The organism is Lysobacter yananisis, from assembly GCF_031199375.1.
GTDB classification, from domain to species: domain Bacteria; phylum Pseudomonadota; class Gammaproteobacteria; order Xanthomonadales; family Xanthomonadaceae; genus Lysobacter; species Lysobacter yananisis.
Map to the genome: position 1 here is coordinate 1,574,503 of NZ_CP133568.1, position 25,871 is coordinate 1,600,373.

Consider the following 25,871-nt stretch of genomic DNA (forward strand, 5'->3'; position numbering starts at 1 on the left):
AGGAAAGGCACGGGGCCCCAGGCCCCGGTTCGAGCGCAAGACGCGAGCGGCGAGCGGTTCCGGCGCGATGCGGTCCGGCGGCGGCGCCGCCTGGACAGCCCCCTCAGCGGGCCGGTCCGATCGGCGCGTAGAGGCATCCCTGCACCGTCGCGGCGGATGGTACTCCGATGTTTTCGAGAAGTGCATCGGATTTTGCCGGTAATGACAGTAGGAATGACGGTCGCGAACGGGGCGTCGCCGCCGCGTGGCCCCCTGGGCCGCGGCAGGCGACGCCGGCTCAGCAGTCGTCGTTCTCGTAGTGCACCTTCTCCAGGGTCTCCGCCATTTCCTTGCGCTTGCGGGCCGAGGCCGGCGCCGGGTCGAACCGCACCGGCAGCACCCGTTCGCCGTCGGGGCTGATCCACTTGCCCTTGAGCCCGGCACCGTCGCGCACCAGCATCAGCGCGCCGCTGACGCCGCTGCCGAGGCTGGATTCGACCAGCGCCAGGTGGCCCTTGCGGTCGCTGTTGGCGTCCAGCGCCAGCCACTTGGACACGCCGTCGTAGCGGTAGACCGCGCTGATCGTACGCAGGATGCCGCCGCACGGCGCCGGTTCGTCCTGCAGGTACATCGTCACCGCGCGCGTGCCGACGCGGCCGGTGTACAGGGTCACGGTGGTGCCGTCGTCCTGGGTGGCGGCGGCGGCGGGCGCCGGCGCGGCCAGCAGCGCGGCGGCGGCGAACGCGATCGCGGGCGTCCATGTCCGGGTTTTCATGATGGTTTCATCGGTAAGCGAAGTCGGGCCGCGAGCATGCCACAGCCGCTCGCGCGCGGCCGTACACTGCGGCCATGTCCGCCGCCCCCGACGCTCTCGCCGAAGCGGTCGCCGTCGCCAGCCAGATCCGCGACGCGTTCGCCGACTACCACGCGCGCTTCGCCGCGATCACCCGGCGCGCGCAAGGCCGCTTCGAACGCTGCGACTGGAACGGCGCGCGCGAGGACGCGGTCGAGCGCATCGCGCTGTACGACCTGTGCGTGGGCGAGGCCGGACGCGCGCTGGAAACCCGGCTCGGCGAGCGCGCGCGCGAACGCGCGCTGTGGGCGAGCGTGCGCGAAGCCTATGCCAGCATCGTCGCGCCGCTGCTCGACGGCGAGTTGTACAAGACCTTTTTCAACACCCTGACGCGGCGTTTCTTCAAGACCCGCGGCGTCGACCCGGCGCTGGAATTCGTGGCGCTGGACATCGAACCGACCGACGCGATCACCCATCCGGTGGCGCGGCACAGCTATGCGGTGTCGGGCGAGCGCCTGGTCGAGACCTTCATGCGCGTGCTCGACGACTACCCCTTCGCCGTGCCCTACGCCCACCGCACCCGCTGCGCGGCCGGGATCGCGGTGCGGCTGCAGGAGGACTTGCAGCATTGGGGCCCGCAACCGGTGCGCGCGGTCGAGCTGCTGGACACGGTGTTCTACCGCGAGCGCCGCGCCTATCTGGTCGGGCGGGTGTTCGGCGAACGCAGTTTCTCGCCGTGCGTGATCGCCCTGGTCAACGACGGCGGCGCGCTGCGGGTCGATGCGGTGCTGACCCTGCGCGCCGAGGTGGTGCAGCTTTTCAGCTATTCGCGCAGCTATTTCCACGCCGACCTGCCGACCGTCGGCGACGCGGTGGTGTTCCTGCGCACGCTGCTGCCGGGCAAGCCGATCGACGAGCTCTACACCGTGCTCGGCCGCGCCAAGCAGGGCAAGACCGAGCGCTACCGCACCTTCTTCCGCCAGTTCGCCGCGCAGCCGGGCGAGCGCTTGATCCGCGCCGAAGGCGAGCGCGGCATGGTCATGGCGGTGTTCACCCTGCCCAGCTATCCGCTGGTGTTCAAGCTGATACGCGACCGCTTCGCGTACCCGAAGGAAGTCGCGCGCGAGGAGGTGGAGGCGAAGTATTCGCTGGTGTTCCACCACGACCGCGTCGGCCGCCTGGTCGACGCGCAGCCGTTCCGGTTCCTGCGCTTCCCGCGCGCGCGCTTCGCCCCGGACCTGCTCGACGAGCTGATGACGACCTGCGCCGGCAGCATCACCGAGGACGGCGACGACCTGGTCCTGCACCTGTGCTATGTCGAACGCCGCTTGCGCCCGCTCAACCTGTACCTGCGCGAGCAGACGCCGGAGGCCGCGCGCGCGGCGGCGATCGACTACGGCCAGGCGATCCGCGACCTCGCCCTGAGCAACATCTTCCCCGGCGACCTGCTGCTGAAGAACTTCGGCGTGTCGCGCCACGGCCGGGCGATCTTCTACGACTACGACGAACTGTGCCTGGTCAGCGACTGCCGTTTCCGCGAGGTGCCGGCGCCGCGCAACCACGAGGAGGAGATGGAATCGGGCGCGTGGTTCTACGCCCACGGCAACGACGTCTTCCCTGAGCAGTTCCCGCGCTTCCTGGGCCTGTCGCCGCCGCTGCTCGGCGCGCTGATGCACGCCCATGGCGAGATCTTTCAGGTCGAGTGGTGGCGGCAGGTGCAGGCCGGGCTCGCGGCCGGGCGGATCAACGACGTGGCGCCGTATCCGTCGGCGCGGCGGCTGCCGTGAGCGGCGGCCGGGGCCGGGGGTTGGCCCGGCGCCGAGCCGGCACCATCGCGATTCAGGCGCAGCGCGCGCCGTCGCAACCGGCCTCGACCCGCGCGCTCTGCGCCGGCCACAGCCGCAGCCACCAGCGGCGCCAGTCGGCGCGCGGCGCGGCTTGAGCCGGGCGCGAGGCGGGAACGTAGGCCGCCGGCCGCTGCGCCGGCGCCGGCGCGGCCGGACGCTCGTCGTCGTCGGCATCGCGCGGATCGACGAAATGGCCGTGCAGGAACATCAGGTTCTTGTAGATATTCATGGCCGGATCTCCAGTGGGGCGGCGCGGCCGAGGCGGGGAAATCGCCGGCGCGCTGCGGGCGAGGCTCAAATTACGCTCGCCACGGACGCCCAAAAAGCGATACGTTTGCAAGCCAGACTTGAGCTGGATCGAACGCTGATCCGTCTTCCGGGACCGCCGCGATGAACCGTCCGCCGTTGCACGCCCTGCTGGGTTTCGCCACCGCCGCGCGCTTGAGCAACCTCACCCGCGCGGCCGAGCAGATGCACCTCACCGTCAGCGCGCTGAGCCACCAGATCCGCACCCTGGAAGAGCGCCTGGGCCGGCGCCTGTTCGAGCGCGGCCCGCGCGGGGTGCGCCTGACCGCCGACGGCGAGCGCCTGCTGTCGGTGGTGGCGCCGCACCTGGACGCGCTCGACCACGCCCTGCGCCCGTACAGCCCGCGCCGCGACGAAGTGCTGACCCTGAGCCTGATGGCGTCGATGGCCTCGTCCTGGCTGGTGCCGCGGCTGGGCAGCTTCGTCGCCCGGTACCCCCAGCTCGAACTCAACCTGTTCTCGTCCTCGGCGCTGGTCGATTTCGACCGCGAACCGGGCATCGACGCGGCCATGCGTGGCGGCTACGGCCGCTGGCCGGGGCTGGTGATCGAACACCTGTTCGACGAGACCTTGGTGCCGGTGGCCAGCCCGGAGCTGGTCGCGCGCATGGGCGGCCTGCCGGCGCAGGAAGACCTGCACCGCTGGCCCCTGCTCGGCGACCTGTCCACGTACTGGCAGGGCTGGTTCGACCGCTACGGCGGCCAGCCGCCGGCGCGCTTCGTCGCCCATTTCGACGACTCCGAGACCATGCACCGCGCCGCGGTCGAAGGCCTGGGCGTGGCGCTGGGACGGCTGGCGCGCACCCGGCTGCTGATCCGCAACGGCCAGCTGGTGCCGCTGAGCCAGGGTCGGCTGAAGATCGACTGGGGCCATTACCTGGTATATCCGCAACGCTCGGTCGACCACGCCGGGCTCGAATCCTTCCGCACCTGGCTGCATGAACAGGCGCGCCAGTACGTCGAGCAGATGGATGCGGACTTGGCGGCGCGCGAACCCGCCGCGGTGTCCGCGGCGCCGGCGCGACCACCGAAAAAACCGCGCGCGAAGCCGCGCTGAGCGGCCGCGCGAGGCGGCGCGCGAACGTGGCCGCGCACGCGCCGCGGCGCGTCGGTCGGCGACGGGCGCACAGATGCGCTACAGCGGCCGCCGAACGCTTTGCGGTAGGCTGCGGGTTTCTGAACGCCACTGGAGTCCGTTGCATGGAACGTCAACGCCTTGCCCGCCTGTTGCTCGCCGCGCTGTTGCCCGCCGGCGCCTGCGCAGCGGCGCATGCCCAGGAAACCCAGGCCGCCACCGACGCGGCGACCGCGAAGACCGTGGAGCAGGCCGCGCAGACGCCGGCCGAGCCGGCCGCGCAGAACGGGGCGCAGGCGCCGGTCGCGACGACGCCCGCCGCGCCCGCAGCCGCCGCAACGCCGACCACGGGAACCGAAACGCCCGCCGCCGCGCCGCCGGCGGAACCGCCGGCGGCCGCCAAGCCGACGGTGGAAAGGACGACTGAAAAAGTCGCGCAGCCGCCGGCCGAGCGAGCCGCCGCCGAGCGCATCGCCGACAAGCCCGCCGAAGCGGCCAAGGACGCGGCCAAGCCCGCCGCGCGCAAGCCCGCGCCGGCCACCGGCGCCGGCGGCCCGCTCAAGAACGTCGTCGCCGGCAGCTGGCGCGATCCGGCCAACGTCGCCCGCGACGGCTACCGCCATCCGCTGGAGACCCTGCAGTTCTTCGGCGTGCGCCCCGACCAGACCGTGGTCGAGATCACCCCGGGCGGCGGCTGGTACTCGGAGATCCTGGCCCCGTACCTGCGCGAGAAGGGCCGCTACGTGGCCGCGGTGGTCGACCCCGACAGCCAGACCAAGGACAGCTCGCGCGCCTACTTCGCCAAGGCCAAGAGCGGCCTGGAGAAGAAGTTCGCCGCCGCCCCGGCGCAGTACGGCGGCGCCGTCATCGCCGCCTACGACCCGTTCAAGCCGGCCTTCGGCGCGCCGGCCTCGGCCGACGTGGTGCTGACCTTCCGCAACGTCCACAACTGGCGTTCGGCCGGCCAGGCCGAGGTGATGTTCAAGGGCTTCTACGACGTGCTCAAGCCCGGCGGCACCCTGGGCGTGGTCGAGCACCGCGCCAAGGGCGACGTGCCGGCCGAGGACAAGTCCGGCTATGTCGGCCAGGCCCAGGTGATCGCGCTGGCCGAGGCGGCCGGGTTCCGGCTCGAGGGCAAGAGCGAGGTCAACGCCAACCCGCGCGACACCAAGGACTACCCCAACGGGGTGTGGACCCTGCCGCCGAGCAACCAGCACGAGGCCGCGGACGGCGCCAAGTACAAGGCGATCGGCGAGAGCGACCGGATGACCTTGCGTTTCCGCAAGCCGCGCTGAGCCGCGCAAGCCCGCGGCGGCCTGGCGGCCGTCGCGGGTTTTTTTATGGGCGGCCGACGGCTGATCGGCGGGCTGTCGTGCGGGCGCGATGTCGCGCAGCGGTGAGGCGTGTAGGCATTCATCGTGGCTGCAGCTGCGCGGTCGCGACTCGCGTCGCTCCTACAGGGGCTTCGGCGGGTTTCGTATCCGGCGGCCGGTGCTGCGCGAGCGGCCGCCGCAGCATCCGGCTGCAACGAATCCCACCTACCGTCATTCCGGCGAAAGCCGGAATCCATTTTGCCGTTGCTGTTGCCATTGTTCGTGCTCACCCCCGAGCGCGCTGCAGTCGTCCGCAGCCCCGGAGGGCGTGCGCATGGATGCGCACGCGCGCCATGGGGCAGGATGCCCCTTATGGCGCGGCCCCGCGCCACGATGAGCCCTAGTGGCTCTTGATTCGAAAAAATTAAGGCCTTTTCTTTGGTTACTTTCTTTGTGGCTTCAGACAAAGAAAGTGACCCGGCCGCTTGCGGACGGAAGCTCTGGATGTTCGCTTGTCGTCAAGCGAGCGCACACGCAAAGACGAACCCCGCCGCGGCACGCCCCCTGTAGGAGCGGCGCAAGCCGCGACCGCGCCACCGCAAACACAGTGAAAGTTTCGTCGTAGTTGCATCGTCGCGGTCGCGGCTCGCGCCGCTCCTACAGTCGGATACGCAACCCCACGTCCGTCATTCCGGCGAAAGCCGGAACCCATTTTAACTTTACTGCTGCTTCCGCCGTTATCGATGTGTCGCGCGACGACAAGCGACCATCCAAAGCTTTCGTCCGCAAGCGGCCGAGCTACTTTCTTTTGTCAGCGCGACAAAAGAAAGTAACGGCGGAGTCAATGTCCAAGTGCATCACCCTGCGCCCGCGGGTTTTTGAGTTCCTCATAGAGCACCTCGACGGGCGAGCGCCTGCCCAGGCTACGACGGGGGCGGTTGTTCATTTCCCACGCCACCTCTTTGAGGCGCTGCGCAGAATGCACCGACAGATCGGTGCCCTTGGGAAAGTATTGCCGCAACAAGCCGTTGGTGTTTTCGCAGGTTCCGCGTTGCCACGGGCTATGGGGGTCGGCGAAGTAGATCGCTAAACCAGTGCGTTCGCTCAACTGCCGATGCGATGCCATTTCCTTGCCCTGGTCGTAGGTCAAGGTCTTCTTCAAACTTTCCGGCACACCTTCGAACGCCGAGCTGAAGGCCTCCAGCACCGTGTGCGCGGTCGCGTCGGCGAGCTTGACCAGCTTGACGTACAAGGTGCGGCGGCAGACCAATACCCCAATCGCCGAGCGATTGTGCGCGCCCACGATCAGGTCCCTCCCAATGCCCCGGCATCAGGCGCTCATGCGCGGCCGGCGGCCGCAGGCGGATGTTGGGTAGATCCGGCAGATGGCCGCGGGCGTCGCTTCCCTGGCGCGTGCGGCGGCCGGACTTGCGCCCCTGCCGCAGCAGACGGGTCACCTGGCGGCGCAATTCGCCGCGCGGCATCGCATAAATCGCGGTATAGATCGTTTCGTGCGACACGCGCAGCCAGGGCCGGTCCGGGTACAGATCGCGCAGTTTGTCGGCAATCTGTTGCGGCGACCAGCACCGTTCCAGCCAATAGCGCACGCGTCGCCACAGCACGGTGTCGCGTCGCAGCTTGCGGCGCACCCGCGCCCGCCGACGCAGCCGTTGGGCCCGCCGGCCCGCCCGGGTCGCATCGTAGCCAGGGTCGAAACGGGGGCGTCCGCGCAGCGGCGGCCCCGAATGGGACCGAAACCCATTACGGCGCAACTCGCGAGCGATGGTGCTTTGCGCCCGACCCAACGTCTGGGCGATTTGCCGTCCGCTCGCCCCTTGGGCGATCAAGACCATGATGGCCCCGCGCTCTTCTGCGCTCAGATGTGAATACTGCTGGCCCATTCACAGTGCCTCACTGAGGTGATGCACTTGAGGTTAGAGACCAGCAACCAAAGAAAAACGCTTGTTTAAGGTCACAAGCCACTAGGTCCAGCACCCGGCGCGGGGATGCGCCGTAAGGGGCATCCATGCCCCTACGGCGCACGCGCGCATCCATGCGCGCGCCCTCCGGGTCTGCGAAACATCGGCCTCGTTCGAGGTGGAGACAAAACAGCAACGACAACAACAGCAGCAACAGCAGCAACAGCAGCAACAGCAACAGCAACAGCAACAACAGTCGTCACCGCGCTCGCGCTGCCCGCAACACCATCGCCTGCGCAATCGAAGACCGCCCCCACCCAGGCCCAGCCCCTCAAGAGCTCACTCAAGCGCAAAATAGCCTGCGCACCAGCCACCGTCCGCCCGACTCCGATGCTCATCGCCCTCAACAAACCCTACGGCGCGCTCTCGCAGTTCACCGACCGCAGCCAGCCGCCCAAGCCGACTCTGGCCGGGTTCGGGCTGCCGGCCGGGGTCTATGCCGCCGGGCGCCTGGACCACGACAGCGAAGGGCTGTTGCTGCTGACCGACGACGGCACGCTCGCCCATCGCCTCACCGATCCGCGCCACAAGCAGGCCAAGACCTATCTGGTCCAGGTCGAGGGCGCGCCGGACGAGGCGCAGTTGCGGCGCCTGCGCGACGGGGTGGAATTGAACGACGGGCCGACCCTGCCGGCGCAGGCGCGCGCGGTGGCGGCGCCGGATTGGCTGTGGCCGCGCGATCCGCCGGTGCGCTTCCGCAAGACCGTGCCCGATGCCTGGCTGGAATTGAGCATCGGCGAAGGCCGCAACCGCCAGGTGCGGCGCATGACCGCGGCGGTCGGACTGCCGACGCTGCGCTTGATCCGGGTCGCGATCGGTCCGCACCGGCTCGACGGGCTCGCGCCGGGACAGTGGCGCGCGCTCTAGCCGGGCGCCGCGCTCAAGGCGGGCAGTGGCGCCGCGCGTCTTCGTCGCTGCGCACCTGCGCGCCGCCGCACACGCTCGGCGCCGGCAGCACGCAGTCCAGGTAGGGACGGGCCCAGCGCCGCGATTCGGCCCGGCCCACGATCGTCGCCGGCGCGCCGGCCGCGGCGAGGCAGCGCTCGTGGGCGCGCTCCACGTGCTCGCGGCACGCCTGCACGCCGACCCGCTCGCTGCCGCTCTTGCCGGGCGCGCACAGGCCATCGGCCACTTCGCGCCACAGGGCGAAGAACTCCGCGCGCGGCACCGGCTGCTGCTCGATCGCGGCGAGGCTGTAGCGCGGCGCCGGCGCGGCGAACCAATGCAGATAGGCGAAGGCGGCGGCCGCGACCAGGACGATCAGCAGCAGGAGTCGTTGCATGCGCGGCATTCCGGGCGCAGTGGGGGGCGCGCATTTTCGCGGATCGCTCGCGCGCTGGCGAGACTCGAAGGTCATATCCGGTCCGAGGCGCGAATCCACCGCACCGGCACCGCATCGCGCCGATGCGGCCGGCGCGGCCGTGCCACCGGCCTCGCGACGATGCCGGAGGCGCCATCTCCAGCGACCGTTGCCGATGCCGACCGCCCGGCTCGCGCCGGCGACCGCGCCGCCAACCGCAGCGTCGCAGCAACCGCATCCGCGGCGGACACCTCCCGCCGCCGCCCGCATCGGTCACCTTCGCTCACCATCGAATGCGGCGCCGCTCTCATCGCGGACGCGACCGCGTTCGCACCTCGCCGGCGCCGCTGAGAAACCGACCCGGTTTGATCCCGTCGCGCCGCTGGCGCCGGCCGCGCGCGCGGCCTTAGCGTCGGCGACAGCTACGCGCCTGGCGCTACGCCACTCGCGGTCTGCTCACCGGAGGAGCCCGACCCATGTCCACCCTGCGTTCCCTGACCCTCGGCGCCGGCCTGGCCCTCGCCGCCGGCGCGGTCTATCTGCTTTATCCGCCCGCGGCCGGCAGCGCCGTGCCCACCGCCGGGGACGGACCGCTTCCGTTCGAGCTGGCGCCGCCGGTGGTCGAGGACATGCTGATCACCCCGACACCGCAGTCGAGCCAGGGCGACGCCCTGCTGCAGCTGATCTACGCCAAGGGCCAGGACCTGCCGGCGCAGATTCCGTTCAACGCCGGCGACCAGCCCGTCACCCTGCGGCGCGACGACAAGAACCCGCAGCTCTACAGCGCTCCGATCGCGTTCGACTTCGACGGCTTCGTCGCCGAGCAGGCCGAGCGCCAGAAGCAGGCCGGGCAGCAGCTGACGGTGCCGACCTTCGTCAACCGCCAGTTCCTCGGCGAGTCGCCGGTGGCCTTCCTCGACCCACAGGTCCTGCGCCAGCAGATCCAGCTGCAGGTGCCGATCCGCATTCCGTTCCCGGTGGTGCTCGGACCGTCGGCGCTGGTGCGGCCGGAACGCTCGCTGCTGATCACCGACCCTCGCGTGGTCGAAGACCCGACCCGGACCTTCGATGTATGCACCGGCGCGGGCAATCCCAACGGGGCGTGGACCTTCAAGCGCCTGATGACCAACATGGCCAACCAGCCGGTCAGCGGCGTGCACCCATCGGATTTCGTCAAGAACTGGCTCCTCAGCTGGGGCAGTTCGACCACGGTCAATACTTTCCCGGCCGCGGCGCGCCCGCAGGTCGTCTCGCAGACGCTGGGCAGCTGGCCGCTCGACGGCGCCGGCAAGCTCAACCTCGACCAGTCGCCGTTCCGTCTGCTGGCGATCGTCAATCGCATGGACCTGCGCACCAACTCGGCCTACGGCGGTGGAAACGCCGGCGAGGGCCGGTTCGTGTTCGGCATGGTCCGGCGCAACGCCAACGGCACCTGCACCGCGGTCGACGACCTGATCATCCTGGAGTACAAGATCCCGATCGCCGGTTGCGCCAACGTGCGCAGCTATGCCCGCCAGTGGGGCGCGCTGGGCGGCCTCGCGCTGGGTTCGGCGGCGTACAACAGCGCGCTGCAGAACGTCACCGACCGCTTCACCGCGGCCAACGCCGCGCCGGGCATGCCCAACAACAGCGCGATCAGCCAGGTCCGCACCAACGAATTCCTGCAAAATCCTTGGGAGCTGCGCGAGTACTTCATTCCGCGCGGCGGCAACCAGTTGACCATCACTACGGCCAAGCAGACGCCGCATCACAGCCTCAACGGCTCGAGCCTGCTGGCCAGCTACATCAACGCCAACGAAGCCGCGATCCTGGCCGGAACCCATGTGGTGCCGCTGAGCTACCTCGGCCAGCCGATGCTGACCGGCACGGTGCGCAACACCCAGACGGTGTGGAACGCGCCGGGCATCGTCAACAACAACGCGCGGCACATCGTTTCGCGCGACACGTGCGACTCCTGCCACGGCCGCGAAACCCAGACCCGCTTCGTGCACATCGGTCCGCGCAATCCCGGCACGGCTTCGCCGCTGTCGCGATTCTTGATCGGCAACGGCAGCCTGACCTCGCCGGGCACGTTCTCCATCCCCGATCCGGTCGCGGGCAGCCCGTTGCGCAGCTACGGCGACCTGTTCGCACGCCAGTCCAAGCTGGCGGCGCTGCAGAACAACCTGTGCCTGTCCGGCGCGGTGTTCGAGGAAGCGATCCGCGCGCCGCTGCTGGCCACCCACTGAGCCATCGCCACCGCGGCGCGATGCGAACAGGCGCCCACGGGCGCCTGTTCGCGTTCTCGCGCCGCGCTCAGGCCGGCGGCTTCTGCGGCGGCGCCTGCACCGGCACCGAGTTCGCCCCCGGCCGGCTCAGCAGCAACACCCCGCCCAGCACCACCGCCGTGCCGATCAGCTGGATCGCGGTGATCTTCTCGCCGAGCACCCAGGCGCCGAGGAACACCAGCGACACCGGCCCGATCACCGAGAACTGCGCCGCGGTGCCGGCGCCCAGGCGCCCGACCGCGGCCATGGTGAAGGTCACCGGCAGGAAGGTGCACAGCACCGCGTTGGCGACGGCCAGGGCGTAGACCTGCCAGGGCAGGCCGAACAAGGCGGCCGGATCGCGCGCGATCAGGTAGTGGATCGTCACCGCGGCGGTCGACACGATCATCGCCCAGGCCACCAACTGCAGCGATCCCAGGCGCTTGACCAGTTCGCCCGACAACGCCAGGTACAGCGCGTAGCTGACCGCCGCGCCGAGCACCAGCGCGCTGCCGAGCAAGACATGCTCGCCTTCCAGGCGCAGGTTCTCGACCATCACCAACACCACCCCGGCGTAGCTGACCGCCAGCGCGATCCACTCGCGCGCGGCGACCCGGCGCCCGAACGCGAACAGGCCGATCAGCAGCACGATGGTCGGGTTGAGGAACAGGATCAGCCGCTCCAGCGAGACCGGCACGTACTCCAGGCCCCAGAAGTCGAGCAGGCTCGACAGGTAATACCCGAGCACGCCCAGGACCACGATCAGGCCCCAGTCGCGCCGGGTCGGCAGCGCGTCGCGGGCGCGCGCGCGGCGCTGCTCGCGCACCGCCAACGCGGCGAACAGCGGCAGCGAGAAGGTCATGCGCAGGGTCAGCACCTGCACCGAGTCGACGCCGAAGCGGTACTGCAGCTTGGCCAGGATGGCCTTGGCCGAGAACAGCACCGCGCCGGCGGCGGCGAGGGCGACGCCGGTGCGGCGGGCGGAAGCGGTGGCGTGGGACACGGAGGGCTCGCGGCGGTGGTGGGGGCGAAGGCGGCAGGCGATGGGCGCAGGTCGGTCGCGCGGCGGCGCCGCCTCAGCCGCCGGCGCTGGCCGCGTCCAGCGCCGCGATCTCGTCCGCCCGCAACGACAGCCGCGCCGCCGCCAGCAGCTCCTGCAACTGCACCACGCTGGTCGCGCTGGCGATCGGCGCGGTCACCGACGGCCGCGCGATCAGCCACGCCAGCGCCACCTGCGCCGGGGTCGCGCCGTGGCCCGCAGCCACCTCGTCAAGCGAGGCCAGGATCCGCAGCCCGCGCGCGTCGAGGTAGTTCTCCACCGCGCCCGCGCGCGCCCGGCTCTTGCCCAGATCGGCGCGGCTGCGGTACTTGCCGGTCAGGAAACCGCTGGCCAGCGAGTAGTAGCCGATCACGCCGACATCGCGCGCGCGCGCCAGCGGTTCCAGTTCGGCCTCGAACCCTGCCCGGTCGTACAGGTTGTACTGCGGCTGCAGGGTCTCGTAGCGCGGCAGACCCAGCCGTTCGGACAGGTCCAGCGCCTGCGCCAGGCGCGCGGCCGAATAGTTGGACGCGCCGATCGCGCGCACCTTGCCCTGCTCGATGAGGCGGGCGAACGCGCCCAGGGTGTCTTCCAGCGGCACCGACGCATCGTCTTCATGGGCCTGGTACAGATCCACGACCTCGGTGCCGAGCCGGCGCAGCGAGTCTTCCACCGCGGCCTGGATGTTGGCCGGCGCCAGACCGCGCCGCGGCGCCCATTTGGCGACCTTGGTGGCGATGACCACGCGCTCGCGGCGGCCGCCGCCCTGGGCCAGCCAGCGGCCGATGATGCGTTCGGATTCGCCGCCCTGGTTTCCCGGCACCCAGGCCGAATACACATCGGCGGTATCCACCAACGCGAATCCGGCCTCGGTGAACGCGTCCAGCAACGCGAAACTGGCGGCCTCGTCGGCGCTCCAGCCGAACACGTTGCCGCCGAAGGCCAACGGAGCCACCGACAGGGAAGAACGGCCGAGCGGACGCAGGTTCATTGCAATTTCCTTAATGCGCGGATGTTCATGATGCGCCGCCGCAAACGGCGCCACCGCAACCGAATTCGCAACGCCGCGTTGCTGACTGCGGCCAGTCGCCGCATAGGCGTGAATCATTCATCAATCCCGGCGCCGGTTCCGCCTTTGTGTGAAGGTTTCTGTTAACTTGCCACACGATTTCCATTCGATTCACTTATGCGAAATTCGTGTGAATCGCATAGCGATCCCACGGCTCCAGGAGATTTACAGGACGTGAGCACTCCCGCGACATCCACCGGTCGCATCCTGGTCGTCGACGACCAGGCCGCCAATCTGCGCGTGGTGACCGCCCTGCTGTCCCGACAGGGCTACGAAGTGGTCGCCGCTTCGACCGGCGACGAAGCCCTGGAGCTCTACGCGCAGTCCCCGCCCGACCTGATCCTGCTCGACGTGATGATGCCGGGCATGGACGGCTTCGAAGTCATGGCCGCGCTGCGCGCCGACTCGCCGCTGCGCGTGCCGGTGGTGTTCGTCACCGCCGCCCACGACCGCGACCTGCTGCTGCGCGCCTTCGACGCCGGCGTGGTCGACTACGTCACCAAGCCGTTCCTGCCCGAAGAACTGCTGGCGCGGGTCAACGCCCACGTCGGCCTCAAGCTGACCCGCGACCGCCTGGAACGGGTCGCGCGCGAGCGCGAGGAACTGGTCAACCTGGTCGCGCACGATCTCAAGAACCCGCTGACCAGCGTGCTGTTCGCCAGCGACCTGCTGATCAACAACGGCTGCAAGCCCGAGCGCGTGCCGCGCTACCTGCAGATGATCCACGAAAGCGCCGACGACGCGCTGGGCTACATCCGCCACTACCTGGAAAGCCAGGCCGGCCACCGCGAGCGCGCCGAACAGGAAGAAGGCATCCGCGCCGACCTCGCCGAAACCCTGGACTGGCTGGTGCGTCGCTACGAAATGCAACTGGACGCGCGCGGCATCCGCGTGCAGGTGCAGCCGCCGGCGAACGGCGCGGCGCAGGTCGCGATGGACCCGCGGGTGCTGCGCCAGGTCAGCGAGAACCTGGTCACCAACGCGATGAAATACGCGCCCGGCAGCGACCTGACCCTGGCCGCGCGCAACAGCGCGCCCGGCTTCTGGCAACTGATCGTCGCCGACCGCGGCCCGGGCATTCCGGTGGCGCGCCAACGCGAACTGTTCAAACCGTTCGTGCGCCTGCACGAAGCCGACATCGACGACGGCCTGTCGAGCGGGCTGGGCCTGTCGCTGGCCAAGCAGATCGTGGTCAACGCCGGCGGGCAGCTGTGGTACGAGGAACGCAAGCACGGCGGCTCGCGGTTCATCATCGAGTTGCCGGAAGCCTGATCGGACGACCGCGGATTTTCGTCGGCGCCTTACGTCCCACGTCCATCCGAAGCCACGCATCTGCCATCGACATTCCGGCGACAGCCGGAATCCATTCAGTCGTTGCCGTTGCTCTTGCCGTTGCTTTATCTGCATCTCGCGCGAGGCCGATGTCCCGCAGACCCGGAGGGCGCGCGCATGGATGCGCGCGTGCGCCGTAGGGGCAGGAGGCCCCTTACGGCGCATCCCCGCGCCGGGTGCTGGACCTAGTGGCTTGTGACCTTAAACAAGCGTTTTTCTTTGGCTGGCGGAGTCAATGTCCAAGTGCATCACCCTGCGCCCGCGGGTTTTTGAGTTCCTCATAGAGCACCTCGACGGGCGAGCGCCTGCCCAGGCTACGACGGGGGCGGTTGTTCATTTCCCACGCCACCTCTTTGAGGCGCTGCGCGGAATGCACCGACAGATCGGTGCCCTTGGGAAAGTATTGCCGCAACAAGCCGTTGGTGTTTTCGCAGGTTCCGCGTTGCCACGGGCTATGGGGGTCGGCGAAGTAGATCGCTAAACCAGTGCGTTCGCTCAACTGCCGATGCGATGCCATTTCCTTGCCCTGGTCGTAGGTCAAGGTCTTCTTCAAACTTTCCGGCACACCTTCGAACGCCGAGCTGAAGGCCTCCAGCACCGTGTGCGCGGTCGCGTCGGCGAGCTTGACCAGCTTGACGTACAAGGTGCGGCGGCAGACCAATACCCCAATCGCCGAGCGATTGTGCGCGCCCACGATCAGGTCGCCCTCCCAATGCCCCGGCATCAGGCGCTCATGCGCGGCCGGCGGCCGCAGGCGGATGTTGGGTAGATCCGGCAGATGGCCGCGGGCGTCGCTTCCCTGGCGCGTGCGGCGGCCGGACTTGCGCCCCTGCCGCAGCAGACGGGTCACCTGGCGGCGCAATTCGCCGCGCGGCATCGCATAAATCGCGGTATAGATCGTTTCGTGCGACACGCGCAGCCAGGGCCGGTCCGGGTACAGATCGCGCAGTTTGTCGGCAATCTGTTGCGGCGACCAGCACCGTTCCAGCCAATAGCGCACGCGTCGCCACAGCACGGTGTCGCGTCGCAGCTTGCGGCGCACCCGCGCCCGCCGACGCAGCCGTTGGGCCCGCCGGCCCGCCCGGGTCGCATCGTAGCCAGGGTCGAAACGGGGGCGTCCGCGCAGCGGCGGCCCCGAATGGGACCGAAACCCATTACGGCGCAACTCGCGAGCGATGGTGCTTTGCGCCCGACCCAACGTCTGGGCGATTTGCCGTCCGCTCGCCCCTTGGGCGATCAAGACCATGATGGCCCCGCGCTCTTCTGCGCTCAGATGTGAATACTGCTGGCCCATTCACAGTGCCTCACTGAGGTGATGCACTTGAGGTTAGAGACCAGCGCTACTTTCTTTTGTCGCGCTGACAAAAGAAAGTAGCTCGGCCGCTTGCGGACGAAAGCTTTGGATGGTGGCTTGTCGTCACGCGGCACACTGGTTACGGCGAAAGCAGCAGTAAAGTCAAAATGGGTTCCGGCTTTCGCCGGAATGACGGACGTGGGGTCGCGTATCCGACTGTAGGAGCGGCGCGAGCCGCGACCGCGACAACGCAACTACGACGAAACTTCCACTGTGTTTGCGGTGGCGCGGTCGCGGCTTGCGCCGCTCCTACAGGGGGCATGCCGCGGTGGGCTCTACGTTTGCGTGTTCGTTCGGGTGACGACAAGCGAACATCCAAAGCTTCCGTCCGCAAGCGGCCGGGTCACTTTCTTTGTCTTAAGCCACAAAGAAAGTAACCAAAGAAAAGGCCTTGTTTTTTCGGATCAAGAGCCACTATGGCTCATCGTGGCGCGGGGCCGCGCCATAAGGGGCATCCTGCCCCATGGCGCGCGTGCGCATCCATGCGCACGCCCTCCGGGGCTGCGGGACGTGTGCTTTGCTTGGGGTTGCGTCCAAGCGAAAGGCAACAGCAACAACCGCGACATAGGTTCCGGCTTTCACCGGAATGACGAGAGGAGCGGACTGCATCGCAAGCCGCCGAAGCCCCTGTAGGAGCGGCGCGAGCCGCGACCGCGACACTTGGCTACGGCGCAAACCACCGCCGTGCCCGCAACGATCCAGAACACATCCGCCACTCGTGCCCCACCGAAACAAAAAAAGCCGACGCTCGCGCGCCGGCTTCTTCGACTCAGCGCACCGTGTCCCGGCGCGCTGCGCGTTGCGACAGCAACCGCGGCTTACTCGCCCGCGGTGTCCTCTGCGGTGTTCCGGGTGCTGCGCCGACGGCCTGCGCCCGGCGCCGCGCGACGCGCATCGATGCGGCGCGCGGAGCCTTCGATCGGCTCGCCTTCGGCCTGTTGGCGCGCCTTGCGGCGGGCCGCGGCGTACCACAGCAGGCCGGCGCCGGCGACCGCGGCCACGGCGACCACGGGGTTGCGGCGGATGAAGCCGCCGGCGGTGCGCGCGCCGGCCTTGACCACGCCGAACTTGGCGCCGGTGTCGAGCCATTGGCCCGCCTTGGGCGCGGCTTCCTTGAGGTTGGCGCTGATCGCGTGCACCAGTTCCAGTGCGCGGTCGGGCAGAGAATCGAACTTGCTCATCGTATCGGTCCTGGATGAGAGGGGACAGGAAGAAAAGCGGGTTCCAGTGTCGGTGCGCCACCGTTGAAATTCTGTGAGCGCAGGCGACACGGCATGGCTGCGGGCTGAATACGCGGGTAGAGGATACGACGACGCGACGGCGTCGTGGTGGGCTCGACGCGCTGACGGCTTGCGCCGCCGCCAGCGAACGCCGGCGCGGCTACGGCCGGGTACGGATTACTTGGCGCGACCCACTTGGTACGAATCACTTGCACGGATCGCTTGATGCCAATCGTTTGGCACGCATCAGGTGCCGCGCGGCTTGGCCCGGTGCGTGGCTTTCGCCGTCCACGGATCGTCGGGCCACGGGTGCTTGGGATAGCGGCCTTTCATTTCCTTCTTCACTTCCGGGTAGGTGCGCTCCCAGAAGCCGCGCAAGTCCTGGGTCACCTGCAAGGGCCGGCCGGCGGGCGAGAGCAGGTGCAGGGTCAGCGGCACGCGGCCGTCGCCGATGCGCGGGGTGTCGGCGAGGCCGAACAGCTCCTGCAGTTTCACCGCCAGCACCGGCGCCTGCGCGGCGCCGCGGCCGTCGTCGGCGTGGTCGTCGTAGCCGTACTCGATCGTCCGTTCCATGCCCGAGGGCACCACGATGCGGGTCGGCGCGAGCGCGTCGAGTTTCTGCCGCCACGACCAATCGCACAGCGAACGCAGCGCATCGCCGAAGGCCGCTTCGTCGAGCGCGTCGAGCCGGCTCTTGCCGCTGAGCGCGGGCTTGAGCCATGCGTCCAGGCGTTCCAGCAAGGCCGCGTCGGACAAGTCCGGCAGCGGCGCCTCGCCCTGTGCGAGCTCGGGCATCCATTCGCGCAGGCAGCGCACCCGCGCGCGCCACTGGCGCAGGCCCGGCGTCCACGGCAACGCGTCCAGGCCGAGCTGGCGCACCGCGTCGACCAGGGCGTCGGCGTAGCGCGCCGGGTCGGGCCGCGCCAGTGCGCGACTGTCGATCACGATGCGGTCGAAGCGGCGCTCGCGCACCGCCGCGATCGCGCGCGCGCCGGCGTCCCACACCACCCGGTCTTCGCTGACGAAGCGCTGCGGGAATTCGCGCTCCAGCCGCGCCGAGTCGAGCGGCGCGGCGCGCAGGATGCGCGCGTCGCGCGGGTCGTCGCGCAGTTCGCTGATCGCCAGCCACGGCTCGCCGTAGACCGCGCTGTCGTCGAACAGCTTGGCGCTGCGGCCGTTGGCGAGTTGGTAGCGGTAGGGGTCGGCGGGATGCTGGCGCGCGATGCGGTCGGGAAACGCGTGCAGCAGCAGGTCGCCGAGCCGATGCGCCGGCGCCGAGACCGGCGGCGACGCGTCCACGCGCAGGCGCCGGCGCCATTGCTTGCTGGCCTGGTCGAGCGCGGCCAGCGCCGAGCGCGAGGCCTCGGCCGGCGCGCGGCCGGCGCGGAACGCGGCCAGCGCCTGCCAGCGCGCGTGCAGCGCGTCGCCGCCGCTGCGCAGCGGGTCGCGCGCCTCCAGCAACGCGGCCAGGTCGCAGGCCAGGGCGCGCTCGCCGGCGTCGCGCGGCGCCAACAGCATCGCCGCCAGGCGCGGATGCGTGCCCAGCGCGAGCATGCGCCGGCCGAACGCGGTGATCGCCGGTTGCGCGCCGGCGCCGGGTTCCAGCGCGCCCAGGCGCAGCAGCAGTTCGCGCGCCGCGCCCATCGCGCCGGGCGGCGGCGGGTCGAGGAAGCGCAGGCCGGCATCGCCCCAGGCGGCCAGTTCCAGCGCCAGACCGGCCAGTTCGACCTGGGCCATTTCCGGCCGCCGCTGCGGCTCCAGCCGCTGCGATTGCGGCCACAGCCGATATGCCCAGCCGTCGGCGACGCGGCCGGCGCGGCCCGCGCGCTGGTCGGCCGAGGCCTGGGCGATGGCGACCACGTCGAGGCGGGCGAAGCCGCTGTTGGGATCGTAGCGCGGCTCGCGCGCCAGGCCCGAGTCGATCACCACGCGCACGCCGGGCAGGGTCACGCTGGATTCGGCGACGTTGGTCGCCAGCACCACCCGTCGGCGGCCGTCGGGGTCGGGCTGCAGCACGCGGCTCTGTTGCTCCACCGGCAGTTCGCCGTACAGGGCCAGCACGTCGACGCCGCGCGCGGCCTCGCTGGCGGCCAGCGCGGCGTCGGCGCGGGCGATCTCGCGCTGGCCGGGCAGGAACGCGAGCACGTCGCCGGGGTGCGCGGCCAGCGCGTGCTCGACCGCGCGCCTGAGCTGGTGTTCGAGCGTCTCCTCGCGCCGCGCCGGGTAGTGCCCGATCTGCACCGGATGGCTGCGCCCGGCGCTGCTCAATCGCGGCGCGTCGAGGAACTGCGCCAGCCGCTCGCCGTCGAGGGTGGCCGACATCACCACGATGCGCAGGTCTTCGCGCAGCGAGGACTGCACGTCCAGCGCCAGCGCCAGGCCGAGGTCGGCGGCGAGGTGGCGTTCGTGGAATTCGTCGAACAGCAGCGCGCCGACGCCTTCGAGCGTGGGGTCGTCCTGGATCATCCGGGTCAGGATGCCTTCGGTGACCACCTCGATGCGGGTGCGCGGGCCGACCTTGTTCTCGAAGCGGATGCGATAGCCGACGGTGTCGCCGGCGGCCTCGCCGCGCTGGCGCGCCATGAAGTGGGCCGCGGCGCGCGCGGCCACGCGGCGCGGCTCCAGCATCACGATCCGGCGCCCGTCCAGCCACGGCGCGTCGAGCAGCGCCGGCGGCACCTGGGTGGTCTTGCCGGCACCGGGCGGCGCTTCCAGCACCAGGCGCGGATGGGCGGCGAGGCTGGCGCGGATCTGCGGCAACAGCGGATCGATGGGGAAGGCGGGCGTGTTCACCCGCGCAAGGATACGGACCGGCGACGGCGGCCGGAATGGCGCGGCCGGCGGCGCGTCGCCGACCGGGGTTTGCCGCAGCCGCCGCAAGCGCCATGCTTCCGGCGCCGACCGCGGCGCGCGGCGTTGGGTGCGGTCGGCGTTTTCGTCTTCGCCATCGGCTCGGGCGCGCGACGACGAGCGATGTCGCGCCGATCGTGCGCATGGCGTGGGCGTCGCCCGCCCCGAAGCCCCCGTCGCGAACGCTGGCCGGGCGGAACGGACGCGCCGGCCGAACCCCGTGGCCGCGCGCAGGTTGGGCCGGTCGCGGCGAGCCTCTACACTGCGCGCTGCCCCCGCTTCCGCTGTGCCCCATGCAACTGATCGACATCGGCGCCAACCTCACCCACGACAGCTTCGACCACGACCGCGACGCGGTGCTGCAGCGCGCGCGCGAGGCCGGCGTGAGCCGCATGGTGATCACCGGCGCCAGCCGCGAGCATTCGCCCAAGGCGCTGGAACTGGCGCGGCGGCATCCGGGCGAGCTGTTCGCCACCGCCGGCGTGCATCCGCACCATGCCAGCGAGTACACCGCCGAATGCGATGCGGAGATGCGTGCGCTGCTGGCCCACGACGAGGTGGTCGCGGTCGGCGAATGCGGCCTGGACTACTTCCGCGACTTCTCGCCGCGCCCGGCGCAGCGGCGCGCGTTCGAGATGCAGCTGCAGACCGCGGCCGACACCGGCAAGCCGCTGTTCCTGCACCAGCGCGACGCGCACGAGGACTTCGTCGCGATGATGAAGAACTTCGACGGCAAGATCGGCCCGGCGGTGGTGCACTGCTTCACCGGCACGCGCGAGGAGCTGTTCGCCTACCTCGACCGCGATTGGTACATCGGCATCACCGGCTGGCTGTGCGACGAACGCCGCGGCCTGCACCTGCGCGAGCTGGTCAAGCACATTCCGGCGCAGCGGCTGATGATCGAGACCGACGCGCCTTACCTGCTGCCGCGCACGGTCAAGCCGGCGCCGTCGCACCGGCGCAACGAACCGATGTACCTGGCCCACATCGTCGAGGAGCTGGCGCGCGACCGCGGCGAGGACGCTGCGACCGCCGCCGCCCACAGCACCGCGACGGCGACCGCGTTCTTCCGCCTGCCGCCGCGCTGACCGCTGCGCCCGCTCAGTCCAGGGTGAAGTTGCCGCAGCCGGACCACTTCGCCGGCCAGGGCTTGTGGTCGGCCTTGGTCGACAGCGGCTTGGATTTCTCCGGGATCACGTCGATCGAGTAGGCGAAGCGGCCGTAGGCGTCGCCCATCAGGCCGTTGTCGATCTTGCATACCCCGCCCAACGGCACCGGCGCGATCTTCACCGTCACCGAAGTCTTTTCCACCCCGATCGTGCCGATCAGTTCGTACCCGCCGGCCGCGGCGCCGCCGTGGCGCAGGCCGCTGCTCAGCGGATCAGCGGCTTGCGGCACGCGCAGCCGGTAGACCACCGACAGGTCCGTCTGCCGCGTGCTCAGCACCACCTGCCAGTCGGTGTTGCCGCCGCGGAACTTCGGCGCGGGAAAGGTGGTTTGCTGCGCGTGCGCGGCGGCGCCGGACCCGGCCAGGACCAGCGCGCAGGCCGCGGCGAAGAAAGTACGCATGGACGACTCCTGTATCGGCAGCGACGCGCCGCCGTCGTCATGCTCAACGCGCCGCCGCGACCGGCGTGAAGCGGCGGCCGGCGTGAAGCCGCTACGCAGGCAAAAAAGAGCCGGCCCGTCGGAGATCGGGCCGGCTCACGGTGTTGCCGGTTTTCTATGCGGACCTGCTGTCGCGGTCGCGCCAGCTCAGAACTTCCACTCGAACGACAGGTTGTAGCGGCGGCCGAGGATGTCGTAGGTGCTGAACAGATTGGCCGAGGTCTGGGCGAAGGCCGGCGGGTCCTTGTCGAGCAGGTTGCTGACCGCCAGGCGGATGGTGGCGTGATCGTTGAGGCGATAACGCGCGCCGGCGTTGAACAGCCAATAGCTGTCGATCTTGAGGATGTCGCGCGTCTCGGCCGTGTTGAGCACGTCGAACTCGGCGCTGCTGAGGTAGTTCGCGGCCAGGTTCAGGCCCCACGCCCCCTTCTCCCAGGCGCCGCTGAACTGGTACTGGCGCTTGGAGTTGCCGATCTCGCCGACCGCCGGGTTCGGCGCCACGCCGGTGGTGTCCAGGGTCAGCTCGCGCGGGAAGTAGCCGGTCATGCCGAGCGCGAACCGGCCGAAGCGGTCGGTGTCGAAGCGGTAGGCGATCTCGGTCGAGTACGCCTCCATGTTGTAGAACTTGCCGTTGACGAACTGGCCGTTGAACGTGGTCGCCTGGCCCGGCTGCGCGCTGCCCGGCGCGTTGCGGGTGATCAGGCTGCAGAACGGATTGGCGTTGGGGATGTCGGCGGTGTTGAACTCGGTCGAGTCGAAGCAGGCCGCCGCCATGTCCTGCGGCGTCAGCTGCGCGATCACGTCGGTGATCTCGATCTTGTAGTAGTCGGCGGTGACGGTCAGCCCTTCCAGGAACGACGGCGCCCAGGTGAAGCCGTAGCTGTAGGAATCGGAGGATTCGTTGCGCAGGTTCGGGTTGCCCGACGACACGCCCTGGATCGAGGCACCGTGGGCGTTGGAAGTGAAGTTGGGCAGGCCGTAGTAGTTCAGGAACGCCTGGCAGTTCGCCGCGCGCGTGGCCGGACGGTTGCCGCCGTTGATGAAGCGGGTATCGCAGGGGTCGTTGGTGACGAACGCGAACGAGGTCGCGCGCGGCAGGAATGCTTCGGTGATCGACGGCGAACGCAGCGAACGGGTGAAGTTGCCGCGCACTTCCAGATCGTCGAACGGCTTCCACTGCAGGCCGTAGGTGTAGGTGTCGAACTTGCCGTTGATGCTGCTGTCGACCTGGCGGTACTTGCCGATCACATCGAGCTTGCGCAGGCCGATGAAGTTCTTCTCCGGGTTGACCAGCGGCAACACGAATTCGCCGAACCATTCGTTGGTCGAGTACTCGCCCTGCAGCGGCGTGATCGCCACCGAGCGGCCGCGGCCGGCGGTGAGGAACTGGCCGGGATCGAACAGGCCGCTTTCCTTGCGGTGTTCGTAGCCGATGTTGTACTGCACCGGGCCGCCCCACATCTCCAGCAGCGTGCTCGACACGTTGACGTTGTAGACCTCCTGCTCCTGCAGCGCCTGGGCGACGGTGCGGGTGGTCACGTAGTTGCGCGCGGCGGCGCTGGGACGGCCTTCGCCGAACAGGTCCAGCGGCACGCAATTGGGATCGGCGATCGGCGTGTTGCCGTTGCGGCCGTTCGCGTCGGGAATGAACAGGTCCGCGATCGGCGTCGGCGAGCACACCAGCTGGCCCTGCGCGTTACGCACCACGTTGAGCGAGTTGATGAAATTCTGCTGGACCAGCGAGGTGCCGTAGGAACGCGAATCGCTGCGGCCGTAGTTGGCCGAGGCTTCCCAATAGAACACCCGGTTGGCGAGTTCGAAGTTGCCCTCCAGGCCGACCACGATGCGGCCCAGCTCGGTGGTGCCGCTGCCGTTGTTGGTGACCAGGTCGCGCGAAGCGCGCGACAGGTTGAACGCGCCCACGCCCAGGCCCTGCAGGGTGGTGCGGGCCTGGTCGCTGAGGCCGGCGTAGGTGGTCGGGAAGGTGATCATGCCGCTGAGGCCGCCGAACAGCGGCGCGTTGTACACCCACTGGTCGGCCAGCTCGGTGCTCTCGGCGGAATAGAACGAACCCTCCATGAACACATCGACGTTGTCGGTCAGGCCCCAACGCGCGGTGGTGTTGATCGACATGCGCTTGAGGTCGGAGGTGATCTGCCCGGCCTCGACCAGGCTCAGGCCGTCGCCGCCGCTGGCGTCGGTCGCCGAGAAGGTCGTGCCCGGGTTGTACGGCACCACGTTGCCGGAGCGGTCGAACGCCAGCACCACGTCGCGGTTGGGGCCGAAGCCGTTCGGACGCAGGTTGCCCGAGCCGGTGCGGAACGGGCCGCTGGTCGGCGAGAGCAGGCCGCCGAACGGCGTGGTCCAGATCCGCCGGTCGCGGATCATCACGCCGTTGGGGATGCCGTCGTTGGCGCCGGTGTTGTACGGGATGTTCGGGTTGTAGCGGCCGTCGGTGGCGGCCTGGCGGCCCGGGAACACCGCGGCCATGGTGCTGGCCAGCGGATTGGTGGCGTTGAAGTAGCCGGTGCGGAAGTAGTCGCGGTCCTTCTGCAGCACGCCCTTCTGGTCGTCGTAGGTGAACGAGAAGGTGATGTTGCCGCGGCCTTCGTCGAAGCCGGCGCCGACCAGCGCCCAGAAGTTGTAGCGCTGGTTGTCGCCCTGCTCGGTCACGCCGTAGCTGCTGCCGAATTCGACGCCTTCGTAGTCCTTGCGCAGGATCACGTTGACCACGCCGGCGATCGCGTCGGAGCCGTAGGTCGGCGCGCCGCCGATGGCGATGTTCTCGATGCGCTCGACCATCGCGGTCGGGATCGCGTTGAGGTCGACCTGCAGGCCGGGCGCGGCCGGTCCGAACAGGGTCGTCGGCGCGCTGGTGACGAAGCGGCGGCCGTTGACCAGGGTCAGCGTGCGCGCGCTGCCCAGGCCGAAACGGTTGACGAAGTTGACGCCGGTACCGAAGCCGGCCTGGCCGCCTTCGGGGGTGACGCCGAGGCCGAAGCCGGGAATCTCGTTGAGCGCGTCGGCGACGTTGGTCAGGCCGCGGTTGGCGATGTAGTCCTTGGTCACCACGGTCGCCGGTTCGAGCGTGTCGAAACCGGCACGGCGGATGCGCGAGCCGGTGACGATCAGGCGATCCAGATCGGTCGGCGCGCTGGCCGGTTTGTCGGCTGGTGCCGCGGACGGCGCGGCGGGCGGAGCCTGTTGCGCCAGCGCGGCCGGAACGGCCAGGGCCAGGCAGATGCCCAGCATCAACGGCGAGCGGCGCGGCGCGAGGCCGCGGTCCTGATTCGTATTCATTTTTTTCCCCGGTAAGTCAGCGTGAGCCACGCCCCCTGGCCCATTAGTAGGGCGCGCTCGGCCGGCAGCACAAGAAAAAATCGTAACAAAGTGTTTTTCGCACTTATCTATATGATTAATAAAAAATAATATGGCGATGATCGGCTAACACCCACTCGAACTCGGTCAATATTTGCGCAAAACTCGGCAAAGTATTGGTACCAATGAATTTAAGTCAGTACGAATAAATTAGAGCCAATCTAGCCGGCATCCGGCTCGTCGGACGCAAGCGATACGCTCGCCGCCGCCTCGTTCCGCGGCAGCCGCCGACCGCGGACCCGGGGCAAGCGGCTACCCTGTCGCGCCCCCTTTCCAACCGCCGACGACGCCCATGTCCGCAGCTCCCGCCGAGAACCGCTCGCCCGCCTTCGTCCCGCTGGCTCTGACCGTCCTGATGCTGGCGCTGACGGCCGCGTTCACCGCGATCGCGATGCGTTCGCTGCCGGCGCTGCACGGCGCGCGCTTCGATCCGGCGCAATGGCTCGGCTCGATCGGGCTGCCGGTCGGCTTCGTCGTCGTCGTCGCCTGCGCGCTGACCGATCGCCGCGGCGTGCCGGCGCGCCCCTGGGCCTGCGTGCTGGCCGCGCTGGTGCTGCTGTTCGGCCTCGGGCTGGCGTGGTCGATGCTGGAAATGCCGTGGCTGGCCTCGCTGTCGCGACGCGCGGACGCGCGCGCGCTGCTCGCCTGGACCGACGGCTTGGGCGCGCTGAAATCGCTGCTGGTCGCGCTGGTCGCGCTGCCGCTGGCCTGGCGCCTGGGCGGCCGCGGCGCGACGCCGGTGCAATGGAGCCCGCGCCAGCGCCGCGTCCTCGGCGCGCTGACCGCGCTGTGCCTGGGCGCCGGCGTGGCCTTGTTGGTGCAGACCCTGGCCGCGGCCTTCACCGCGCTCGGCGACAGCGAACAGCGCGTGGGCATGAGCGTGGTCGCGCTCGGCGTCGGCGCGGTGCACGGCCTGGTCGCGCTGATCGCGCCGATGCGCCGCGGCGCCGGCGCGCTGCCGGCGTTGGTCTCGGCGTTGCTGACGCCGGTGTTGATCGTGCTGGGTTCGCTGCCGGCGATGTTCGGCGGCGAACACTGGAACCTGCCGGCGCGGGTGATCGTGGTGCTGGTGGTGTTGCTGCTGGCGCCGGCGCTGTCGTGGCTGCTGGTGCGGCGCCGGCTCGGTGCGGCGGCGCGGACGGACGACCGCTAGAAACGCAACGGCCCGCGGATGCGGGCCGTTG

The 25,871-nt window shown here is 69.7% G+C and carries 18 protein-coding genes and 1 pseudogene; 8 read left to right on the top strand and 11 right to left on the bottom strand.

What is annotated here, in order from left to right; translation table 11 throughout:
* Positions 1-277: 277 nt before the first annotated feature.
* Positions 278-754, bottom strand: a complete 477-nt coding sequence (locus tag RDV84_RS06705; protein ID WP_309152860.1) for a hypothetical protein — start codon at positions 752-754, stop codon at positions 278-280.
* A 74-nt stretch (positions 755-828) separates the two neighbouring features.
* Here RDV84_RS06705 and aceK point away from each other — a divergent pair, with 74 nt between their 5' ends.
* Complete coding sequence (gene aceK / locus RDV84_RS06710) at positions 829-2,559, top strand: bifunctional isocitrate dehydrogenase kinase/phosphatase (RefSeq protein ID WP_309152861.1); 1,731 nt, start codon at positions 829-831, stop codon at positions 2,557-2,559.
* Between the two features lie 52 nt (positions 2,560-2,611).
* On the opposite strand, the gene RDV84_RS06715 is transcribed toward aceK, so the two are convergent.
* A complete protein-coding gene (locus tag RDV84_RS06715) occupies positions 2,612-2,848 on the bottom strand; it encodes a hypothetical protein (protein ID WP_057949759.1) in 237 nt (78 codons plus the stop codon).
* Between the two features lie 161 nt (positions 2,849-3,009).
* On the opposite strand from RDV84_RS06715, the gene RDV84_RS06720 reads away from it, so the two are divergent.
* Positions 3,010-3,981 (top strand): LysR substrate-binding domain-containing protein, encoded by a 972-nt coding sequence (locus RDV84_RS06720; RefSeq protein ID WP_309152862.1) that lies wholly within the window; start codon positions 3,010-3,012, stop codon positions 3,979-3,981.
* Positions 3,982-4,469: 488 nt separating this feature from the next.
* Positions 4,470-5,294, top strand: a complete 825-nt coding sequence (locus tag RDV84_RS06725; protein WP_425606439.1) for a class I SAM-dependent methyltransferase — start codon at positions 4,470-4,472, stop codon at positions 5,292-5,294.
* An 859-nt stretch (positions 5,295-6,153) separates the two neighbouring features.
* Here RDV84_RS06725 and RDV84_RS06730 read toward each other — a convergent pair.
* Positions 6,154-7,213: pseudogene (locus tag RDV84_RS06730) on the bottom strand (IS30 family transposase).
* Between the two features lie 408 nt (positions 7,214-7,621).
* Between RDV84_RS06730 and RDV84_RS06735 the strand changes: the two are divergent.
* Positions 7,622-8,158: a pseudouridine synthase gene (locus RDV84_RS06735; protein ID WP_057949758.1), complete on the top strand. Its 537-nt coding sequence runs from the start codon at positions 7,622-7,624 to the stop codon at positions 8,156-8,158.
* A 13-nt stretch (positions 8,159-8,171) separates the two neighbouring features.
* Here RDV84_RS06735 and RDV84_RS06740 read toward each other — a convergent pair whose 3' ends face one another.
* On the bottom strand, positions 8,172-8,573 hold the full coding sequence (locus tag RDV84_RS06740; protein WP_309152863.1) for a hypothetical protein: 402 nt from the start codon (positions 8,571-8,573) through the stop codon (positions 8,172-8,174).
* A gap of 494 nt (positions 8,574-9,067) precedes the next feature.
* Here RDV84_RS06740 and RDV84_RS06745 point away from each other — a divergent pair, with 494 nt between their 5' ends.
* Entirely contained in the window at positions 9,068-10,819 is a 1,752-nt protein-coding gene (locus RDV84_RS06745) for a hypothetical protein (RefSeq protein WP_309152864.1), read from the top strand.
* A 67-nt stretch (positions 10,820-10,886) separates the two neighbouring features.
* Here RDV84_RS06745 and RDV84_RS06750 read toward each other — a convergent pair whose 3' ends face one another.
* Together RDV84_RS06750 and RDV84_RS06755 are read right to left on the bottom strand one after the other, a co-directional pair.
* On the bottom strand, positions 10,887-11,840 hold the full coding sequence (locus RDV84_RS06750) for a DMT family transporter (RefSeq protein ID WP_309152865.1): 954 nt from the start codon (positions 11,838-11,840) through the stop codon (positions 10,887-10,889).
* Positions 11,841-11,913: 73 nt separating this feature from the next.
* Entirely contained in the window at positions 11,914-12,867 is a 954-nt protein-coding gene (locus tag RDV84_RS06755) for an aldo/keto reductase (protein ID WP_309152866.1), read from the bottom strand.
* 252 nt (positions 12,868-13,119) lie between these two features.
* Between RDV84_RS06755 and RDV84_RS06760 the strand changes: the two genes are divergently transcribed.
* Positions 13,120-14,217, top strand: a complete 1,098-nt coding sequence (locus RDV84_RS06760) for a hybrid sensor histidine kinase/response regulator (protein WP_057949753.1) — start codon at positions 13,120-13,122, stop codon at positions 14,215-14,217.
* A gap of 292 nt (positions 14,218-14,509) precedes the next feature.
* On the opposite strand, the gene RDV84_RS06765 is transcribed toward RDV84_RS06760, so the two are convergent.
* The 3 genes from RDV84_RS06765 to hrpB all read right to left on the bottom strand — a co-directional run bounded on the left by RDV84_RS06765 (position 14,510) and on the right by hrpB (position 19,644).
* The gene (locus RDV84_RS06765; protein WP_057945874.1) at positions 14,510-15,571 is read right to left on the bottom strand and encodes an IS30 family transposase; all 1,062 of its coding nucleotides are present in this window, start codon (positions 15,569-15,571) and stop codon (positions 14,510-14,512) included.
* Between the two features lie 878 nt (positions 15,572-16,449).
* Positions 16,450-16,812 carry a hypothetical protein gene (locus RDV84_RS06770; RefSeq protein WP_057949752.1) on the bottom strand — a complete coding sequence of 121 codons (363 nt, stop codon included), beginning with the start codon at positions 16,810-16,812 and terminating at the stop codon, positions 16,450-16,452.
* Between the two features lie 285 nt (positions 16,813-17,097).
* Positions 17,098-19,644: an ATP-dependent helicase HrpB gene (gene hrpB / locus RDV84_RS06775; protein ID WP_309152867.1), complete on the bottom strand. Its 2,547-nt coding sequence runs from the start codon at positions 19,642-19,644 to the stop codon at positions 17,098-17,100.
* Positions 19,645-19,994: 350 nt separating this feature from the next.
* Between hrpB and RDV84_RS06780 the strand changes: the two genes are divergently transcribed.
* Entirely contained in the window at positions 19,995-20,789 is a 795-nt protein-coding gene (locus RDV84_RS06780; RefSeq protein ID WP_057949750.1) for a TatD family hydrolase, read from the top strand.
* Positions 20,790-20,802: 13 nt separating this feature from the next.
* On the opposite strand, the gene RDV84_RS06785 is transcribed toward RDV84_RS06780, so the two are convergent.
* A complete protein-coding gene (locus tag RDV84_RS06785) occupies positions 20,803-21,270 on the bottom strand; it encodes a hypothetical protein (protein WP_309152868.1) in 468 nt (155 codons plus the stop codon).
* Between the two features lie 186 nt (positions 21,271-21,456).
* Entirely contained in the window at positions 21,457-24,609 is a 3,153-nt protein-coding gene (locus RDV84_RS06790) for a TonB-dependent receptor domain-containing protein (protein WP_309152869.1), read from the bottom strand.
* A gap of 370 nt (positions 24,610-24,979) precedes the next feature.
* Between RDV84_RS06790 and RDV84_RS06795 the strand changes: the two genes are divergently transcribed.
* Complete coding sequence (locus RDV84_RS06795; protein WP_309152870.1) at positions 24,980-25,840, top strand: hypothetical protein; 861 nt, start codon at positions 24,980-24,982, stop codon at positions 25,838-25,840.
* Positions 25,841-25,871 lie beyond the last annotated feature (31 nt).

Bases quoted from the DNA above. Each gene is read 5' to 3' on its own strand.
- RDV84_RS06765 (WP_057945874.1), bottom strand. From the start codon at position 15,571: ATGGGCCAGCAGTATTCACATCTGAGCGCAGAAGAGCGCGGGGCCATC.
- RDV84_RS06705 (WP_309152860.1), bottom strand. From the start codon at position 754: ATGAAAACCCGGACATGGACGCCCGCGATCGCGTTCGCCGCCGCCGCG.
- RDV84_RS06780 (WP_057949750.1), top strand. From the start codon at position 19,995: ATGCAACTGATCGACATCGGCGCCAACCTCACCCACGACAGCTTCGAC.
- RDV84_RS06790 (WP_309152869.1), bottom strand. From the start codon at position 24,609: ATGAATACGAATCAGGACCGCGGCCTCGCGCCGCGCCGCTCGCCGTTG.
- RDV84_RS06795 (WP_309152870.1), top strand. From the start codon at position 24,980: ATGTCCGCAGCTCCCGCCGAGAACCGCTCGCCCGCCTTCGTCCCGCTG.
- RDV84_RS06745 (WP_309152864.1), top strand. From the start codon at position 9,068: ATGTCCACCCTGCGTTCCCTGACCCTCGGCGCCGGCCTGGCCCTCGCC.
- RDV84_RS06770 (WP_057949752.1), bottom strand. From the start codon at position 16,812: ATGAGCAAGTTCGATTCTCTGCCCGACCGCGCACTGGAACTGGTGCAC.
- RDV84_RS06735 (WP_057949758.1), top strand. From the start codon at position 7,622: ATGCTCATCGCCCTCAACAAACCCTACGGCGCGCTCTCGCAGTTCACC.
- aceK (WP_309152861.1), top strand. From the start codon at position 829: ATGTCCGCCGCCCCCGACGCTCTCGCCGAAGCGGTCGCCGTCGCCAGC.
- RDV84_RS06740 (WP_309152863.1), bottom strand. From the start codon at position 8,573: ATGCAACGACTCCTGCTGCTGATCGTCCTGGTCGCGGCCGCCGCCTTC.
- RDV84_RS06715 (WP_057949759.1), bottom strand. From the start codon at position 2,848: ATGAATATCTACAAGAACCTGATGTTCCTGCACGGCCATTTCGTCGAT.
- RDV84_RS06785 (WP_309152868.1), bottom strand. From the start codon at position 21,270: ATGCGTACTTTCTTCGCCGCGGCCTGCGCGCTGGTCCTGGCCGGGTCC.
- RDV84_RS06720 (WP_309152862.1), top strand. From the start codon at position 3,010: ATGAACCGTCCGCCGTTGCACGCCCTGCTGGGTTTCGCCACCGCCGCG.
- RDV84_RS06755 (WP_309152866.1), bottom strand. From the start codon at position 12,867: ATGAACCTGCGTCCGCTCGGCCGTTCTTCCCTGTCGGTGGCTCCGTTG.